Below are 16,023 nucleotides of genomic sequence, written 5' to 3' on the forward strand. Positions count from 1 at the left end.
TTCATCTACAACCTCAAAGCAGTGCTTTGAGCAACCTGCGGCTAGCTTCCTAGTTTGTTCTTTGATTTTCATTGAGTATAAAAGAGCAGAAAAAAGAAGTTGAGACAATGAATCCCAACTTCTTTTGTTTCTTAACGTGATACGCGGCGACGAGCTGCTTTTTTACGGTTTTCTTCGATGAAAGCTGCTTTTTGCTCTTCTGGTTCGATTACTTTCTTTTTAAATGCGTATACTGCACCTGCAAGTGCAGCGACAGTTCCTGCGACACCTGTTACAAGACCTTTAGCGAATCCTTTAGCCATGAGTCTTCCTCCTTTATCTTCTTAATCAGCCAGCCTCTTCAAGAGGTCACATTTTTCTGACTGACCTTTTTGTGTTATAATAATAGTAACGAAAAAATGGGAATTTTTCAAGGAAAAAAGATGAAAACAAAAATAATTGTGATTGTTGGACCGACTGCAGTTGGAAAGACAGCTCTTGCTATTGAAGTGGCTAAGCGCTTTGGTGGGGAAGTTGTGAGCGGTGATAGCCAGCAAGTTTACCGAGGTCTAGATATTGGGACGGCTAAGGCTAGTCCAGAGGAGCAGGCGGCTGTTCCCCATCATTTAATCGATGTTAGAGAGGTAACCGAGTCTTACTCGGCTTTTGATTTTGTTTCAGAAGCTAAGATGGCTATTAAGGACATTCACAGTCGTGGCAAACTAGCCATTATCGCTGGTGGGACTGGGCTTTATATCCAGAGCTTACTTGAAGGATATCATCTAGGTGGGGAGACTCCTCATGAGGAGATTTTAGCTTACCGAGCTAGTTTAGAACCTTTTTCAGATGAGGAATTAGCCTATCTTGTGGAGCAAGCAGGCCTTGAAATTCCTCAGTTTAATCGTCGTCGTGCTATGCGTTCCTTGGAAATTGCCCATTTTGGTCAGAATTTGGAAAATCAAGAGACCTTGTATGAACCTTTGATTATCTGCTTGGATGATGAACGCAGTCAGCTTTATGAACGAATCAATCACAGAGTGGATTTGATGTTTGAGGCTGGTCTTTTGGATGAGGCCAAGTGGTTGTTTGACCATTATCCAGATGTACAGGCTGCTAAAGGCATTGGCTACAAGGAACTCTTTCCTTATTTTCGTGGAGAGCAGTCCTTGGAGGAAGCTAGTGAGAGTCTCAAACAGGCTACCCGTCGTTTTGCCAAGCGTCAGCTGACCTGGTTCCGTAATCGCATGCAGGTCACCTTTTATCAGATTGGAGAATCTGGTGTGCAAGACCGCATTTTAAGCCAGATAGAGGAGTTTTTAGATGATTGAAACGGAGAAAAAAGAGGAACGCGTCCTGCTCATTGGTGTGGAATTGCAGGGCATGGACAATTTTGACCTCTCTATGGAAGAATTGGCCAGTCTAGCCAAGACAGCTGGGGCAGTCGTTGTAGATAGCTACAGGCAAAAACGTGAAAAATATGACTCCAAGACCTTTGTCGGCTCTGGTAAGTTGGAAGAAATTGCGCTCATGGTGGATGCAGAAGAGATTACCACTGTCATTGTCAACAACCGCTTGACTCCGCGACAAAATGTCAATCTGGAGGAAGTTCTCGGTGTTAAGGTCATTGACCGTATGCAGTTGATTTTGGATATCTTTGCCATGCGAGCTCGAAGCCATGAAGGGAAGCTCCAAGTTCACCTAGCCCAGCTCAAATACCTCTTGCCTCGCTTGGTTGGTCAGGGAATTATGCTCAGCCGTCAGGCAGGGGGAATTGGTTCCCGTGGACCTGGTGAAAGCCAGCTGGAGCTGAACCGTCGTAGCGTTCGCAATCAAATTACAGATATCGAGCGCCAGCTCAAGGTGGTTGAGAAAAATCGGGCCACAGTCAGAGAAAAACGTCTGGAGTCGAGCACCTTTAAGATTGGTTTGATTGGTTACACCAATGCTGGAAAGTCAACTATCATGAACACCTTGACCAGTAAGACCCAGTATGAAGCGGATGAGCTCTTTGCGACTCTAGATGCGACGACTAAGAGTATCCATCTGGGAGGCAATCTCCAAGTAACTTTGACAGATACCGTTGGATTTATCCAAGATTTGCCAACAGAGTTAGTGTCTAGTTTCAAGTCAACCTTGGAAGAAAGCAAGCATGTGGATCTTCTGGTTCATGTTATCGATGCCAGCAATCCTTACCACGAGGAGCATGAAAAAACAGTCCTATCCATCATGAAAGACTTGGATATGGAAGATATTCCGCGCCTGACCCTTTATAATAAAGCGGATTTGGTGGAGGATTTCACGCCGACCCAAACGCCTTATGCCCTCATTTCTGCCAAGTCTGAGGATAGTCGTGAGAATTTGCAGGCTTTATTGCTAGATAAGATTAAGGAAATTTTTGTAGCATTTACTCTGCGCGTGCCTTTTTCTAAGTCTTACAAGATTCATGATTTGGAAAGTGTAGCGATTCTGGAAGAACGCGATTATCAGGATGACGGGGAAGTCATTACAGGCTACATTTCTGAGAAAAATAAATGGAGGTTAGAAGAATTTTATGACTGATATTAAAACTTTGGCTCTAAAGTATGGAGGTTATACAAGTCTGGATAAGGTCTATTTAGAACAACTTCTAGCTGGTAAAACAGAGCAGGAGCAGTTGGCACTGATCACTCCTCCGCCAAGTGTGGTCAATGCCTATTTTGCAGAACTCTACCAGAAAAAGAGTCCTGAGGCTGCGACGGATTATTTTGCTGAACTCAGTCAGGAACTAAATCTCTACAACGTTGAGCCAAGTTTCACCCTAGAAAATAAGCCTTTTATTAGGCTTAATCTGTCTGGTAAATCCTTTGGTTTTTGCTATGAGAGAGAGGGCCTTGGTCGAATTTTCTCTGAGAATGAAGAGAAGATTTCAGATAACTTGCTTTTTGAGATTGCACAAATTTTCCCCCATCAGCTAGTCTTTGAAGAGTCTGGTAAGATTTACATGAAGGCTGTCGGGGACGAGGAAGTTGTTAGCGTGGAAAGTATCACAGCTTTGACTGATTTGGAAAGCTTGGCTGATGGTCGCAAACGTCTTAAAGGCTACAGCCAAGAGGATTTACTGCAAGAAGCCACAGCTTTTTCTGGCAAGCGCTATTTCCGATCGGAAAACCGCACAGCTATGTTATATATTGATTAATTAGAAAGTATCGAATGGATATTCAATTTTTAGGAACAGGGGCTGGTCAGCCCTCTAAAGCCCGCAACGTTTCAAGTCTCGCCCTGAAACTCTTGGACGAGATTAACGAAGTCTGGCTCTTTGACTGTGGAGAAGGTACGCAAAATCGCATTCTGGAAACCACAATTCGACCACGCAAGGTCAGCAAAATCTTTATCACTCACCTGCATGGAGACCACATATTTGGCCTGCCAGGATTTCTTTCTAGCCGTGCCTTTCAGGCCAATGAAGAGCAGACAGATTTAGAAATCTACGGACCTCAAGGGATCAAGTCATTTGTTTTAACCAGCCTTCGTGTGTCGGGTTCTCGTCTGCCCTATAAGATTCATTTCCATGAGTTTGACCAAGATTCTCTAGGGAAAATCCTTGAAACGGATAAGTTTACCGTTTATGCAGAGGAGTTGGATCACACTATTTTCTGCGTTGGTTATCGTATCATGCAAAAGGACCTTGAAGGAACGCTGGATGCTGAAAAACTCAAGGCGGCTGGTGTCCCATTTGGCCCACTTTTTGGAAAAATCAAAAACGGTCAGGATGTTGTTCTAGAAGACGGCACTGAAATCAAGGCTGCTGACTATATCTCAGAGCCACGTCCAGGTAAGATTATCACTATTCTAGGTGACACCCGAAAAACCAATGCCAGCGTACGTCTGGCTGTCAATGCTGATGTCTTGGTCCATGAATCAACTTATGGCAAAGGCGATGAGAAAATTGCCCGTAATCATGGTCACTCAACCAATATGCAGGCGGCGGAGGTCGCAGTAGAAGCAGGTGCTAAACGCCTCCTGCTCAATCATATCAGTGCCCGTTTCCTTTCAAAAGATATCAGCAAACTCAAGAAAGATGCGGCTACAATTTTTGAAAATGTGCATGTAGTCAAAGACTTGGAAGAAGTGGAAATCTAAAAGATTGAGAAAGGATAAGTATGCGTACGATTCTCATTACCGGAGCTAGCGGTGGTCTAGCTCAAGAAATGGTCAAACTTTTACCAGAAGACCAGCTTATCTTGCTTGGTCGAGATAAGGAAAAATTAGCTCAACTCTACGGAAATCATCCCCATGCAGAATTGATTGAAATCGATATTACCGATGATTCAGCCCTAGAAACTCTGGTAACTGACCTCTATTTCCGTTATGGTAAGATTGATATCTTGATTAACAACGCTGGTTACGGGATTTTTGAAGAATTTGATCAGATTTCTGACAAAGACATTCACCAGATGTTTGAGGTCAATACCTTTGCCCTGATGAATCTGTCTCGTCGCCTTGCTGCTCCTATGAAGGAAAGACGAAAGGGCCATATCATCAATATCGTCAGCATGGCAGGTTTGATCGCTACTGGCAAGTCCAGCCTTTACTCAGCGACCAAGTTTGCGGCCATTGGGTTTTCAAATGCTCTGCGTCTCGAACTCATGCCTGACGGTGTTTATGTAACGACGGTCAATCCAGGACCAATCCGCACAGGATTTTTTGACCAAGCGGACCCAGATGGGACCTATCTCAAATCGGTTGAACGCTTCCTGTTAGAACCAGATGTAGTGGCTAAAAAGATTGTTAAGATTATAGGAAAAAACAAACGGGAACTCAATCTTCCGATTTTGTTACACCTAGCCCATAAGTTTTATACCCTCTTTCCCAAGCTAGCTGATAAGTTGGCAGGGGAGACTTTTAATTATAAGTAAAAAAGAACCAATGTGTAGGTTGTTGTTGGCCTACATATTGGTTCTTATCATTTGTCAACTATCAAACTGGACTTCTTCTAGTAGATAGTCGATAAAGCGTTCGCCCATCTTAGACAAGCTAGTTTTTTCATGCTGGATATAGACTAGCTCAATAGGGTCGTCAATGTCCAGTGGGATGGAAACGATGTTGTCTCCGTTGAGATTGCTGTTCAAAATCCCCGTCGCAATGGTATAACCATCCAAACCGATCAAGAGATTAAAGAGGGTGGCACGGTCACTGACCACGATGGATTTCTTATGGTGTTCTTGGGAAAGGATTTCCTCTGAAAAGTAGAAGGAGTTGTGCGTCCCTTGGTCATAACTGAGGTAAGGGAAGTTTTCCAAATCAGACAGTTTCACTTTGTCTTTCTTTGCCAGAGGGTTGGTCTTGCTGACAAAGATATGGGGCTGGGCTGTGAAGAGATGGTGAGCCAGCAGGTGGTTGTCATCCAGCATTTTGGTTAAAACATCACGGTTGTAGCTGTTTAAGAAGAGGACACCGACCTCACTACGGAAGTTCTTGACGTCATCGATAATCTCCCAAGTCCGAGTCTCACGAAGGAAGAGCTCGTATTTTTCCATGTCGCTTTTTTTGAGCAGAGAGACGAAAGCGTTGACCACAAAGGCATAGTGCTGGGATGAAACGCTAAAAAGTTCGCGGTGGGCGACAGGATTTTTATAGCGTTCTTCTAGGAGCTGAGTTTGTTCGACAACCTGACGGGCATAGGAGAGAAACTCCATCCCATCACGGGTCAAGGTAATTCCCTTGGGATTGCGGATAAAGATCTCAATACCCATTTCATTTTCCAAATCTCTCACAGCATTGGAAAGACTAGGCTGAGTGATAAAGAGCTGTTTGGCTGCTTCATTCATGGAGCCAGTTTCGACGATTTTGATAATATAATGTAATTGTTGAATTCTCATGTTTTTATTGTACCATACTTGCGTCAGAATCGCCAAAGAAGATAGGAAAATAAGGAGCACTGTGTAAGTATCTTCTTGAAAAAAACACAAAAATTTGCTAGAATGAAACTTATGAAAACATTCTATGATGTGCAGCAATTCCTCAAACGATTTGGTATTATTGTTTACATGGGAAAACGCTTATATGATATTGAATTGATGAAGCTGGAACTCTCGCGTATTTACGATGCAGGGTTGATGGATAAACTAGACTATCTAGAAGCAGAGGCGGTTCTTCGCAGAGAGCACAAGGTAGAATTGGATTATATTGAGAAAAATGGAGAAAAGAACTAATGGTTACTTGGATTTTGTGGGCACTTATACTGGCAATGTTGGCATGGATGGGCTTTAACTATCTTCGTATTCGCCGTGCGGCTAAAATTGTAGACAATGAGGAGTTTGAAGCCTTGATTCGTACGGGTCAATTAATTGATTTGCGAGACCCAGCTGAATTCCACAGAAAACATATCCTTGGAGCTCGCAATATTCCTTCAAGCCAGTTGAAGACTAGTCTTGCAGCCCTTCGTAAGGATAAGCCTGTTCTTCTCTACGAAAACCAACGTGCGCAACGTGTCACAAATGCTGCCCTTTACTTGAAAAAACAAGGTTTTTCTGAGATTTATATCCTTTCTTATGGTTTGGATTCTTGGAAAGGGAAAGTCAAAGTTGAGAAATAAGAAAACGAGCTTGGATATTTTCCGAGCTCATTTTTTAACCACTTTTTCTGAGAAATTCACGAATGCTTGCCAATTCTTCCGAGTTTAGGGGGCGATAATCTCTTTCTTTTAGATTCTCATCTAGACTCCAAGGGCCAAAATGGGTGCGCTTTAGGGAGGTCACTTTGACACCAACTGAGAGGAACATTTTCTTGACTTGATGAAATTTTCCCTCTGAAATGGTGATGGAGGCTCGACTGTGGGAAGGACTTGCAGATAGAATCTCTAGCTTTGCAGGTTTACAGATAGTGCCATCTAAAAAGACAATCCCTTTTTGAAAGGCTTGGATATGGGCAGGCGTCAGAAGTCCATTAACCTCAACTTGGTAGGTCTTATCGACATGATACTGAGGATGAAGGAGTTGAAAGCCCAAAGGGCCGTTGTCGGTCAAGAGGAGAAGGCCTGTCGTATCTCTGTCCAGTCGACCGACGGCATAGAGCTTGTCAGACTGGATGTTAGGTGGAAGGAGATCCATAACGGTTGGAAGTTCCTTGTCTTTGTTGGCTGTCACGACACCGGCAGGTTTATGAAGCATGAGATAGCTGTGCTCATAGCCTCGAATGATTCGGCCCTGAAAAAGGAGTTCTTGTAGCCCTGTATCGATATTCTGGGCTAGGGAGCGGGCTGGGCAACCATCGACGAGGATTTCCCCTTTGAGAAGTGCTTGTTTCATGGCTTTTCGGCTGATTTTTTCTTGGGCTAATAAATTATCTAAACGCATACTGTGCCTATCTTATCATAAGTCGCTTGCTTTGAAAAGGCTTGACGTGAAAAGAAAAGCAGAGTGAAAACATTTACACTTGCTTGAATTATGTTATTTACTTGAAAATATGGTATAATCGTTCAGTTAGAAAATAAATTTTGAATATTATAGAGGAAATCATGACAAAATTAAGAGAAGATATCCGTAACATTGCGATTATCGCCCACGTTGACCACGGTAAAACAACCCTTGTTGACGAATTATTGAAACAATCAGAAACGCTTGATGCACGTACTGAATTGGCTGAGCGTGCTATGGATTCAAACGATATCGAAAAAGAGCGTGGAATTACCATTCTTGCTAAAAATACAGCCGTTGCCTACAACGGAACTCGTATTAACATCATGGACACACCAGGACACGCGGACTTCGGTGGAGAAGTTGAGCGTATCATGAAAATGGTTGACGGTGTTGTCTTGGTCGTAGATGCCTACGAAGGAACCATGCCACAAACTCGTTTCGTATTGAAAAAAGCCTTGGAACAAGACCTTGTCCCAATTGTGGTTGTTAACAAAATCGATAAACCATCAGCTCGCCCAGCAGAAGTAGTGGACGAAGTCTTGGAACTTTTCATCGAGCTTGGTGCTGATGATGATCAGCTTGACTTCCCAGTGGTGTATGCTTCAGCTATCAACGGAACTTCCTCATTGTCAGATGATCCAGCTGACCAGGAAGCTACGATGGCACCAATCTTTGACACGATTATTGACCATATCCCAGCTCCAGTAGACAACTCAGATGAGCCTTTGCAATTCCAAGTCTCACTTTTGGACTACAATGACTTCGTTGGACGTATCGGTATCGGTCGTGTCTTCCGTGGTACTGTTAAGGTTGGGGACCAAGTTACCCTTTCTAAACTAGATGGTACAACTAAAAACTTCCGTGTTACAAAACTTTTCGGTTTCTTTGGATTGGAACGTCGTGAAATCCAAGAAGCTAAAGCAGGTGATTTGATTGCCGTTTCAGGTATGGAAGATATCTTTGTCGGTGAAACGATCACTCCGACAGACGCAGTTGAAGCTCTTCCAATCCTACACATCGATGAGCCAACTCTTCAAATGACTTTCTTGGTCAACAACTCACCATTTGCTGGTAAAGAAGGTAAATGGGTGACTTCTCGTAAGGTAGAAGAACGCTTGCAAGCAGAATTGCAAACAGACGTTTCCCTTCGTGTTGACCCAACTGATTCACCAGATAAATGGACGGTTTCAGGACGTGGAGAATTGCACTTGTCAATCCTTATCGAAACAATGCGTCGTGAGGGTTATGAACTTCAAGTATCTCGTCCAGAAGTTATCGTAAAAGAAATCGACGGTGTTAAATGTGAACCATTTGAACGTGTTCAAATCGATACTCCTGAAGAATACCAAGGATCTGTTATCCAAAGCCTTTCTGAACGTAAGGGTGAAATGTTGGATATGATTTCAACTGGTAATGGTCAAACTCGTTTGGTCTTCCTTGTTCCAGCGCGTGGTTTGATTGGATACTCAACTGAGTTCTTGTCAATGACTCGTGGTTACGGTATCATGAACCATACCTTCGACCAATACTTGCCATTGATTCCAGGTGAAATTGGTGGTCGTCACCGTGGTGCCCTTGTTTCTATCGATGCTGGTAAGGCTACAACTTACTCAATCATGTCTATCGAAGAACGTGGTACTATCTTTGTCAACCCAGGTACTGAGGTTTACGAAGGAATGATCATTGGTGAAAACTCTCGTGAAAACGACTTGACAGTTAACATCACTAAGGCTAAACAAATGACCAACGTTCGTTCAGCTACTAAGGACCAAACAGCTGTTATCAAGACACCTCGTATCTTGACACTTGAAGAGTCTCTTGAGTTCTTGAACGACGATGAGTACATGGAAGTAACGCCTGAGTCTATCCGTTTGCGTAAACAAATCCTTAACAAGGCAGAACGTGAGAAAGCTAACAAGAAGAAAAAATCAGCTGAATAAGAGCTAGAAAGAGATAAAGATGGTTTATTTAATCATAGGAATCCTCTTATTACTACTCTATGTATTTGCGACACCAGAAAGCATTAAAGGGACAGTCAATATCGTCCTTGTCGTCTTTGCTTTCGTAGCACTTTTGATTTTGCTTATGCTGTCAGTTCTGCAAATCTTTCAGCTACCGACAGAATTCTTCATCGCAGTCGCTATGCTCTTCCTAGCATACTTTAGCTTGCGAGATATTACCCTCATGTCGGTCCATAAAAGTAAAAGAAGATAAAAAGAGAGTTTTGGCTCTCTTTTTGCTTGTTAGAAAGCTGAATCTGAGCATTTTCATTTAGAATTATTTCCATAAAAATGGTAAAATAGTAAGAGTAGAAATGGAGTTCGAGACATGAAAGTAATAGATCAATTTAAAAATAAGAAAGTCCTTGTTTTAGGTTTGGCCAAGTCTGGTGAATCTGCAGCTCGTTTGTTGGACAAGCTAGGTGCCATTGTGACAGTAAATGATGGGAAACCTTTCGAGGACAATCCAGCTGCCCAAAGTTTGCTGGAAGAAGGGATCAAAGTCATCACAGGTGGCCATCCTTTGGAACTCTTGGATGAAGAGTTTGCCCTTATGGTGAAAAATCCAGGCATCCCCTACAGCAATCCCATGATTGAAAAGGCTTTGGTCAAGGGAATTCCAGTCTTGACTGAGGTGGAATTGGCTTACTTGATTTCAGAAGCGCCAATTATCGGCATCACAGGTTCAAATGGAAAAACAACCACAACGACTATGATTGGGGAAGTTTTGACTGCTGCTGGGCAACATGGTCTTTTATCAGGAAATATCGGCTATCCTGCCAGTCAGGTTGCTCAAACTGCGGCAGACAAGGATACGCTTGTTATGGAACTTTCTTCTTTCCAACTCATGGGTGTGCAAGAATTCCATCCTGAGATTGCGGTTATTACCAATCTCATGCCAACTCATATCGACTACCACGGTTCTTTTGAGGAATATGTGGCAGCCAAGTGGAATATCCAGAACAAGATGACAGCAGCTGATTTCCTTGTCTTGAACTTTAACCAAGACTTGGCAAAAGAATTAGCTACTAAAACACAGGCTACTGTTGTACCATTCTCAACACAGGAAAAGGTTGCTGGAGCTTATCTAGAAGATGGTAAACTCTACTTCCGTGGGGAAGTTGTCATGGCAGCTAGCGAAATCGGAGTTCCAGGTAGTCACAATGTGGAAAATGCCCTTGCGACGATTGCTGTGGCCAAGCTTCGTGGTGTTGATAACCAAACCATCAAAGAAACTCTTTCAGCCTTTGGTGGTGTCAAACACCGTCTCCAATTTGTGGATGAAATCAAGGGTGTCAAATTCTATAATGATAGCAAGTCAACCAATATCTTGGCTACTCAAAAAGCCTTGTCAGGATTTGACAACAGCAAGGTCATCTTGATTGTAGGTGGTCTGGACCGTGGCAATGAGTTTGACGAATTGATTCCAGATATTACTGGACTCAAGAAGATGGTCATCCTGGGTCAGTCTGCAGAACGTGTCAAACGGGCAGCGGATAAGGCTGGTGTAGCTTATGTGGATGCGACTGATATTGCTGATGCGACCCACAAGGCTTATGAGCTTGCGACTCAAGGAGACGTGGTTCTTCTCAGTCCTGCCAATGCCAGCTGGGATATGTATGCTAACTTTGAAGTACGTGGCGACCTCTTTATCGACACGGTAGCGGAGTTAAAGGAATAATATGAAAAAAATTGTCTTTACAGGTGGGGGGACGGTTGGACACGTGACCCTCAATCTTTTGTTAATGCCCAAGTTCATCGAAGATGGCTGGGAAGTCCACTATATCGGGGACAAGCGTGGTATCGAACACCAAGAAATCCTTAAGTCAGGTCTAGATGTTACCTTCCATTCCATTGCGACTGGGAAATTGCGTCGCTATTTCTCTTGGCAAAATATGCTGGATGTCTTCAAAGTTGGTTGGGGAATTGTCCAATCCCTCTTTATCATGTTACGACTTCGTCCACAGGCTCTTTTTTCAAAGGGGGGCTTTGTCTCTGTACCGCCCGTTATCGCAGCGCGTGTGTCAGGAGTGCCGGTCTTTATTCACGAATCTGACCTGTCTATGGGCTTGGCCAATAAAATCGCTTATAAATTTGCGACGAAGATGTATTCAACCTTTGAGCAAGCTTCAAGTTTAGCTAAGGTTGAGCATGTGGGAGCAGTGACCAAGGTTTCAGACCAAAACACTCCAGAACCAGATGAATTGGTGGATGTCCAAACCCACTTTAATCCCAAATTGCCAACTGTATTGTTTGTCGGTGGTTCTGCAGGAGCTCGTGTATTTAACCAATTGGTGACAGACCATAAGAAAGAACTGACAGAGCGCTACAATATTATCAATCTAACTGGAGATTCTAGCCTGAATGAGTTGAGCCAAAATCTCTTTCGTGTTGACTATGTGACCAATCTCTATCAACCCTTGATGGGTTTGGCTGATATTGTTGTGACACGTGGTGGTGCCAATACGATTTTTGAGCTCCTGGCCATGGCGAAATTACATGTCATTGTGCCACTTGGTCGTGAGGCTAGTCGTGGTGACCAGATTGAAAATGCAGCTTACTTTGTAAAAAAAGGATATGCAGAAGAGCTTCAAGAAAGCGATTTGACCTTGGATAGTTTGGAAGAGAAACTTTCTTACTTACTAAGCCACAAGGAAGACTATCAAGCTAAGATGAAGGCTTCTAAGGAATTGAAATCTCTAGCAGATTTTTATCAATTGTTGAAAAAAGATTTATCATAAGGAAAGTAAATGTCAAAAGATAAGAAAAATGAGGGCAAAGAAATCCTCGAAGAATTGAAAGAGTTATCAGAATGGCAGAAACGAAACCAAGAATACCTAAAAAAGAAGGCTGAAGAAGAGGCAGCCCTAGCTGAGGAGAAGGAAAAGGAAAGACAAGCTCGAATGGGAGAAGAATCTGAGATGTCAGAGGACAAGGAGGACCAGGAGAGTGAAGCAGACTATGAAGACTCAGAATCAGCCATGGAAGAGTCTGAAGAAAAAGTAGCATCCTCAGAGGGAGATAAAGAGGAAGAAGAGATAGAAGAATCAGGGGCTAAAGAGGACGAGGACCAGGATAAAAAGCTTGCTAAAAAGGTTACAAAAGAAAAACCAGCTAAAGACAAGATTCCTGGCCTCCATATCTTACGAGCCTTAACGATTTTATTTCCAAGTCTGCTTTTATTGATTGTCTCTGCCTACTTACTCAGTCCTTATGCGACTATGAAGGATATCCGTGTTGAGGGAACGGTGCAAACTACAGCTGATGATATTCGACAGGCTTCAGGCATTCAGGATTCGGATTATACGATTAACCTTCTGCTAGACAAGGCAAAATATGAAGAGCAGATTAAGTCTAACTATTGGGTGGAATCAGCTCAGCTTGTTTATCAATTTCCAACCAAGTTTACTATCAAGGTCAAGGAATATGATATTGTTGCCTACTATGTTTCTGGTGAAAATCATTATCCTATTCTTTCCAGTGGTCAGCTTGAGACCAGTGCTGTGAGCTTGGTCAGTCTACCAGAAACTTATTTGTCAGTTCTCTTTAATGATAGTGAACAAATCAAGGCTTTTGTCTCAGAACTTTCTCAAATTAGCCCAGAACTCAAGGCTGCTATCCAAAAGGTGGAGCTAGCCCCAAGCAAGGTGACTTCCGATTTAATTCGATTGACCATGTATGATACAGATGAAGTCTTGGTTCCCCTGTCTGAAATGAGCAAGAAATTACCTTACTACAGTAAGATTAAGCCTCAATTGTCAGAACCGAGTGTGATTGACATGGAAGCTGGAATTTACAGTTACACTGTAGCGGATAAATTAATTATGGAGGCAGAAGAAAAAGCTAAAAAAGAGGCCGAAGAAGCTGAGAAGAAACAGAAAGACGAAGAGAAGAAAAGGCTAGAAGAACAGCAGAATAAACTGGAAGAAGAGAAGAAAAAGCTGAAGGAAGAAAGCAATCGAAATCAAACGCCCCAGCGTTCACCGCGTCGCTAGGTTTACCTTTTTTCTCATAGTACTTTAGTGACTAGTTTTTACTTGACAAGTGCTAGTAGAAATAATAGAATAGTAAAAAACCTTTAAAGCAGTCCAGAGAGGCAGCTAAGGTTAGACGGTGAAAGGGTGTAGACTACCCATTTTTCGTGGAACCTTGCTGTTGGCAGGTTCCTTTTTTCGTGTCTTCTGTTGGCCAGACTCTCTCACTAGCAAAGGTAAAAGGAGAAACCTATGCGAGAACATCGTCCAGTCATTGCTCTTGATTTTCCTAGTTTTGAGGCAGTCAAGGAATTCTTAGCTCTTTTTCCAGCAGAAGAAAGTCTTTATTTAAAAGTAGGGATGGAGCTCTATTACGCAGCGGGTCCTGAGATTGTGTCCTATTTAAAAGGTTTGGGTCATAGTGTCTTTTTGGATCTCAAACTTCATGACATTCCTAATACAGTCAAGTCAGCCATGAAGGTCTTGTCTCAGCTTGGTGTCGATATGACCAATGTTCATGCGGCTGGTGGTGTAGAGATGATGAAGGCTGCGCGTGAAGGTCTTGGGAGTCAAGCCAAATTGATTGCAGTGACTCAGTTGACCTCAACGTCGGAAGCCCAGATGCAGGATTTTCAAAATATTCAAACCAGCCTGCAAGAGTCTGTAATCCACTATGCTAAGAAAACAGCTGAAGCTGGCTTGGATGGTGTCGTTTGCTCGGCTCAGGAAGTGCAACTCATCAAGCAGGCCACCAATCCAGATTTTATCTGTCTAACACCGGGGATTCGCCCTCAGGGAGCTGCAGTTGGAGACCAAAAACGTGTGATGACGCCAGCGGATGCTTATCAAATCGGTAGTGACTATATCGTAGTGGGACGTCCCATTACGCAAGCTGAGGATCCTGTTGCAGCCTATCATGCCATCAAGGATGAATGGACACAGGACTGGAATTAAAGAAATAGATTATAAAAATAAAAGGAGAATACTATGACACTTGCTAAAGATATCGCTAGCCACCTCTTGAAAATTCAAGCAGTTTACCTCAAACCAGAGGAGCCTTTTACTTGGGCATCTGGAATCAAGTCACCGATTTACACAGATAACCGTGTGACACTAGCCTATCCAGAAACTCGTACCCTCATTGAAAATGGTTTTGTAGAAGCTATTAAAGCAGAATTTCCAGAAGTAGAAGTGATTGCAGGAACTGCAACAGCAGGAATTCCACACGGAGCCATTATTGCTGATAAGATGAACCTTCCATTTGCCTATATCCGTAGCAAACCAAAAGACCACGGAGCTGGTAACCAAATCGAAGGCCGTGTAGCTAAGGGTCAAAAAATGGTAGTGGTTGAAGATCTTATTTCAACTGGTGGATCTGTTCTTGAAGCCGTAGTAGCAGCTAAGCGAGAAGGAGCAGATGTGCTTGGAGTTGTAGCGATATTCAGCTACCAATTGCCAAAGGCAGATAAGAACTTTGCGGATGCTGGCGTGAAATTGGTGACACTTTCAAACTACAGTGAATTGATTCACTTAGCCCAAGAAGAAGGCTATATCACACCAGAAGGACTCGACCTTCTAAAACGCTTTAAAGAAGATCAAGAAAATTGGCAAAATGCCTAAAACATAGAAAATCAGGTAGTCACTAGGATTACCTGATTTCTTTTTGTGATTTCATTGGATATTATACTCAATGAAAATCAAAGAGCAAACTGGGAAGCTAGCCGCAGGTTGCTTAAAGCACGGCTTTGAGGTTGTAGATAAAGCTGACATGGTTTGAAGAGATTTTCGAAGAGTATTAGTTGACTTTTCCGCCTTCAACAACTAGATCATCTGCCTTAGCAGCGTCACCGTAGGTTGGGTGAAGTGTTTTTTCATAAGCCTTGTGGAAGAAGTTTTCCTTGCCTAATTTTTCAATATCTTTATTGATGAAGTCTAGCAATTCTTGGTTGCCTTTTTGGACTGCTGCTGCGATGGTATCTGGATCACCGAGGGAAGTAATTCCAACTTCAAATCCTTTATTTTCAAGCGCCCAAGCTAGGACTTCCGTATTGTCAGTAGAGAAGGCATCTCCGCGTCCGTCAAGAAGGGCTTGGTAAGAGTCGCTGTATTGGTCGTATTTTTGGAGTTTGATTTCTGGATGATTCTTTTCAAAATATGTCTCAGCAGTTGTTCCTTTTGTGACAATCAAGGTTTTACCTTCCAATTGTTTGACATCTGTAATGAGACCAGTCTTAGGTGATACGACACCAAGAGAAACTTTCATGTAAGGAAGGGCAAAATCAACTTGTTTCTTACGTTCGTCAGTTACTGTAAAGTTGGCAAGAGTAATATCTACCTTGTTTGAAATCAAGTATTCAGCACGGTTGGCAGCATCGACTGAAACGTATTTGACCTTCACACCAAGGTCTTGTGCTAGTTGGTTCCCAAGCTCAATATCGTAACCTTGGTAAGAACCATCATTGTCAACGTAACCAAACGGTTTTTTGTCTCCAAATACGGCGATTCGTAGCTCACCGCTTTTTTTGATTTCATCGATTGTGCGAGCCTTGGCAGTTGTTTTACCTGACGATGAACCAGCATTTCCACCTGAGCTACAAGCTGTGACAAAGATAAGAGCGAAGGTAAGTGCCAAAACAGTTAAAAGTGGTTTGAATAGTTTCATAAGAATCTCCT

18 protein-coding genes are annotated in these 16,023 nt (G+C 42.8%); 14 read left to right on the plus strand and 4 right to left on the minus strand.

Annotated features, from left to right (window positions below; all coding sequences use genetic code 11):
- Nucleotides 1-131: 131 nt before the first annotated feature.
- A complete protein-coding gene (locus HT718_RS00075) occupies nucleotides 132-302 on the minus strand; it encodes a DUF3042 family protein (protein ID WP_001051777.1) in 171 nt (56 codons plus the stop codon).
- 120 nt (nucleotides 303-422) lie between these two features.
- Between HT718_RS00075 and miaA the strand changes: the two genes are divergently transcribed.
- From miaA to HT718_RS00100, 5 genes are read left to right on the plus strand one after another with little or no spacing between them, the layout of a single operon-like run.
- On the plus strand, nucleotides 423-1,307 hold the full coding sequence (miaA, locus tag HT718_RS00080) for a tRNA (adenosine(37)-N6)-dimethylallyltransferase MiaA (RefSeq protein ID WP_173266468.1): 885 nt from the start codon (nucleotides 423-425) through the stop codon (nucleotides 1,305-1,307).
- Nucleotides 1,300-2,538 (plus strand): GTPase HflX, encoded by a 1,239-nt coding sequence (hflX, locus tag HT718_RS00085; protein ID WP_173266470.1) that lies wholly within the window; start codon nucleotides 1,300-1,302, stop codon nucleotides 2,536-2,538. Before miaA ends, hflX begins: the two co-directional genes overlap by 8 nt.
- Nucleotides 2,531-3,154: a cystathionine beta-lyase gene (locus HT718_RS00090; protein ID WP_173266472.1), complete on the plus strand. Its 624-nt coding sequence runs from the start codon at nucleotides 2,531-2,533 to the stop codon at nucleotides 3,152-3,154. The genes hflX and HT718_RS00090 overlap by 8 nt, the downstream gene beginning before the upstream one ends.
- Nucleotides 3,155-3,168: 14 nt before the next feature.
- A complete protein-coding gene (gene rnz, locus HT718_RS00095) occupies nucleotides 3,169-4,098 on the plus strand; it encodes a ribonuclease Z (protein WP_061759165.1) in 930 nt (309 codons plus the stop codon).
- Between the two features lie 20 nt (nucleotides 4,099-4,118).
- Nucleotides 4,119-4,874 carry an SDR family oxidoreductase gene (locus HT718_RS00100; protein WP_173266474.1) on the plus strand — a complete coding sequence of 252 codons (756 nt, stop codon included), beginning with the start codon at nucleotides 4,119-4,121 and terminating at the stop codon, nucleotides 4,872-4,874.
- Between the two features lie 54 nt (nucleotides 4,875-4,928).
- On the opposite strand, the gene HT718_RS00105 is transcribed toward HT718_RS00100, so the two are convergent.
- Nucleotides 4,929-5,837: a LysR family transcriptional regulator gene (locus HT718_RS00105; RefSeq protein ID WP_001222592.1), complete on the minus strand. Its 909-nt coding sequence runs from the start codon at nucleotides 5,835-5,837 to the stop codon at nucleotides 4,929-4,931.
- Nucleotides 5,838-5,939: 102 nt separating this feature from the next.
- Here HT718_RS00105 and HT718_RS00110 point away from each other — a divergent pair, with 102 nt between their 5' ends.
- Both HT718_RS00110 and HT718_RS00115 read left to right on the plus strand, forming a co-directional pair.
- Nucleotides 5,940-6,170 (plus strand): YqgQ family protein, encoded by a 231-nt coding sequence (locus HT718_RS00110; protein ID WP_050542293.1) that lies wholly within the window; start codon nucleotides 5,940-5,942, stop codon nucleotides 6,168-6,170.
- The gene (locus tag HT718_RS00115) at nucleotides 6,170-6,553 is read left to right on the plus strand and encodes a rhodanese-like domain-containing protein (RefSeq protein WP_000259257.1); all 384 of its coding nucleotides are present in this window, start codon (nucleotides 6,170-6,172) and stop codon (nucleotides 6,551-6,553) included. The genes HT718_RS00110 and HT718_RS00115 overlap by 1 nt, the downstream gene beginning before the upstream one ends.
- A 34-nt stretch (nucleotides 6,554-6,587) precedes the next feature.
- Here HT718_RS00115 and HT718_RS00120 read toward each other — a convergent pair whose 3' ends face one another.
- Complete coding sequence (locus HT718_RS00120) at nucleotides 6,588-7,313, minus strand: pseudouridine synthase (RefSeq protein ID WP_060806264.1); 726 nt, start codon at nucleotides 7,311-7,313, stop codon at nucleotides 6,588-6,590.
- Between the two features lie 161 nt (nucleotides 7,314-7,474).
- Here HT718_RS00120 and typA point away from each other — a divergent pair, with 161 nt between their 5' ends.
- The 7 genes from typA to pyrE all read left to right on the plus strand — a co-directional run bounded on the left by typA (nucleotide 7,475) and on the right by pyrE (nucleotide 14,970).
- Nucleotides 7,475-9,316 carry a translational GTPase TypA gene (gene typA / locus HT718_RS00125; RefSeq protein WP_000164111.1) on the plus strand — a complete coding sequence of 614 codons (1,842 nt, stop codon included), beginning with the start codon at nucleotides 7,475-7,477 and terminating at the stop codon, nucleotides 9,314-9,316.
- 19 nt (nucleotides 9,317-9,335) lie between these two features.
- Nucleotides 9,336-9,590 (plus strand): DUF3165 family protein, encoded by a 255-nt coding sequence (locus tag HT718_RS00130; protein ID WP_153195855.1) that lies wholly within the window; start codon nucleotides 9,336-9,338, stop codon nucleotides 9,588-9,590.
- Nucleotides 9,591-9,704: 114 nt separating this feature from the next.
- Nucleotides 9,705-11,057: a UDP-N-acetylmuramoyl-L-alanine--D-glutamate ligase gene (murD, locus tag HT718_RS00135; RefSeq protein ID WP_173266476.1), complete on the plus strand. Its 1,353-nt coding sequence runs from the start codon at nucleotides 9,705-9,707 to the stop codon at nucleotides 11,055-11,057.
- A 1-nt stretch (nucleotide 11,058) separates the two neighbouring features.
- The gene (locus HT718_RS00140; protein ID WP_173266478.1) at nucleotides 11,059-12,117 is read left to right on the plus strand and encodes a UDP-N-acetylglucosamine--N-acetylmuramyl-(pentapeptide) pyrophosphoryl-undecaprenol N-acetylglucosamine transferase; all 1,059 of its coding nucleotides are present in this window, start codon (nucleotides 11,059-11,061) and stop codon (nucleotides 12,115-12,117) included.
- 9 nt (nucleotides 12,118-12,126) lie between these two features.
- The gene (locus HT718_RS00145) at nucleotides 12,127-13,371 is read left to right on the plus strand and encodes a cell division protein FtsQ/DivIB (protein WP_173266480.1); all 1,245 of its coding nucleotides are present in this window, start codon (nucleotides 12,127-12,129) and stop codon (nucleotides 13,369-13,371) included.
- Nucleotides 13,372-13,602: 231 nt separating this feature from the next.
- Entirely contained in the window at nucleotides 13,603-14,304 is a 702-nt protein-coding gene (gene pyrF, locus HT718_RS00150) for an orotidine-5'-phosphate decarboxylase (RefSeq protein WP_061088224.1), read from the plus strand.
- 33 nt (nucleotides 14,305-14,337) lie between these two features.
- Complete coding sequence (gene pyrE / locus HT718_RS00155) at nucleotides 14,338-14,970, plus strand: orotate phosphoribosyltransferase (RefSeq protein WP_173266483.1); 633 nt, start codon at nucleotides 14,338-14,340, stop codon at nucleotides 14,968-14,970.
- A 175-nt stretch (nucleotides 14,971-15,145) separates the two neighbouring features.
- Here pyrE and HT718_RS00160 read toward each other — a convergent pair whose 3' ends face one another.
- On the minus strand, nucleotides 15,146-16,012 hold the full coding sequence (locus HT718_RS00160; protein ID WP_173266485.1) for a cysteine ABC transporter substrate-binding protein: 867 nt from the start codon (nucleotides 16,010-16,012) through the stop codon (nucleotides 15,146-15,148).
- Nucleotides 16,013-16,023 lie beyond the last annotated feature (11 nt).

Source organism: Streptococcus sp. 714 (assembly GCF_013277115.1).
Lineage (GTDB): Bacteria > Bacillota > Bacilli > Lactobacillales > Streptococcaceae > Streptococcus.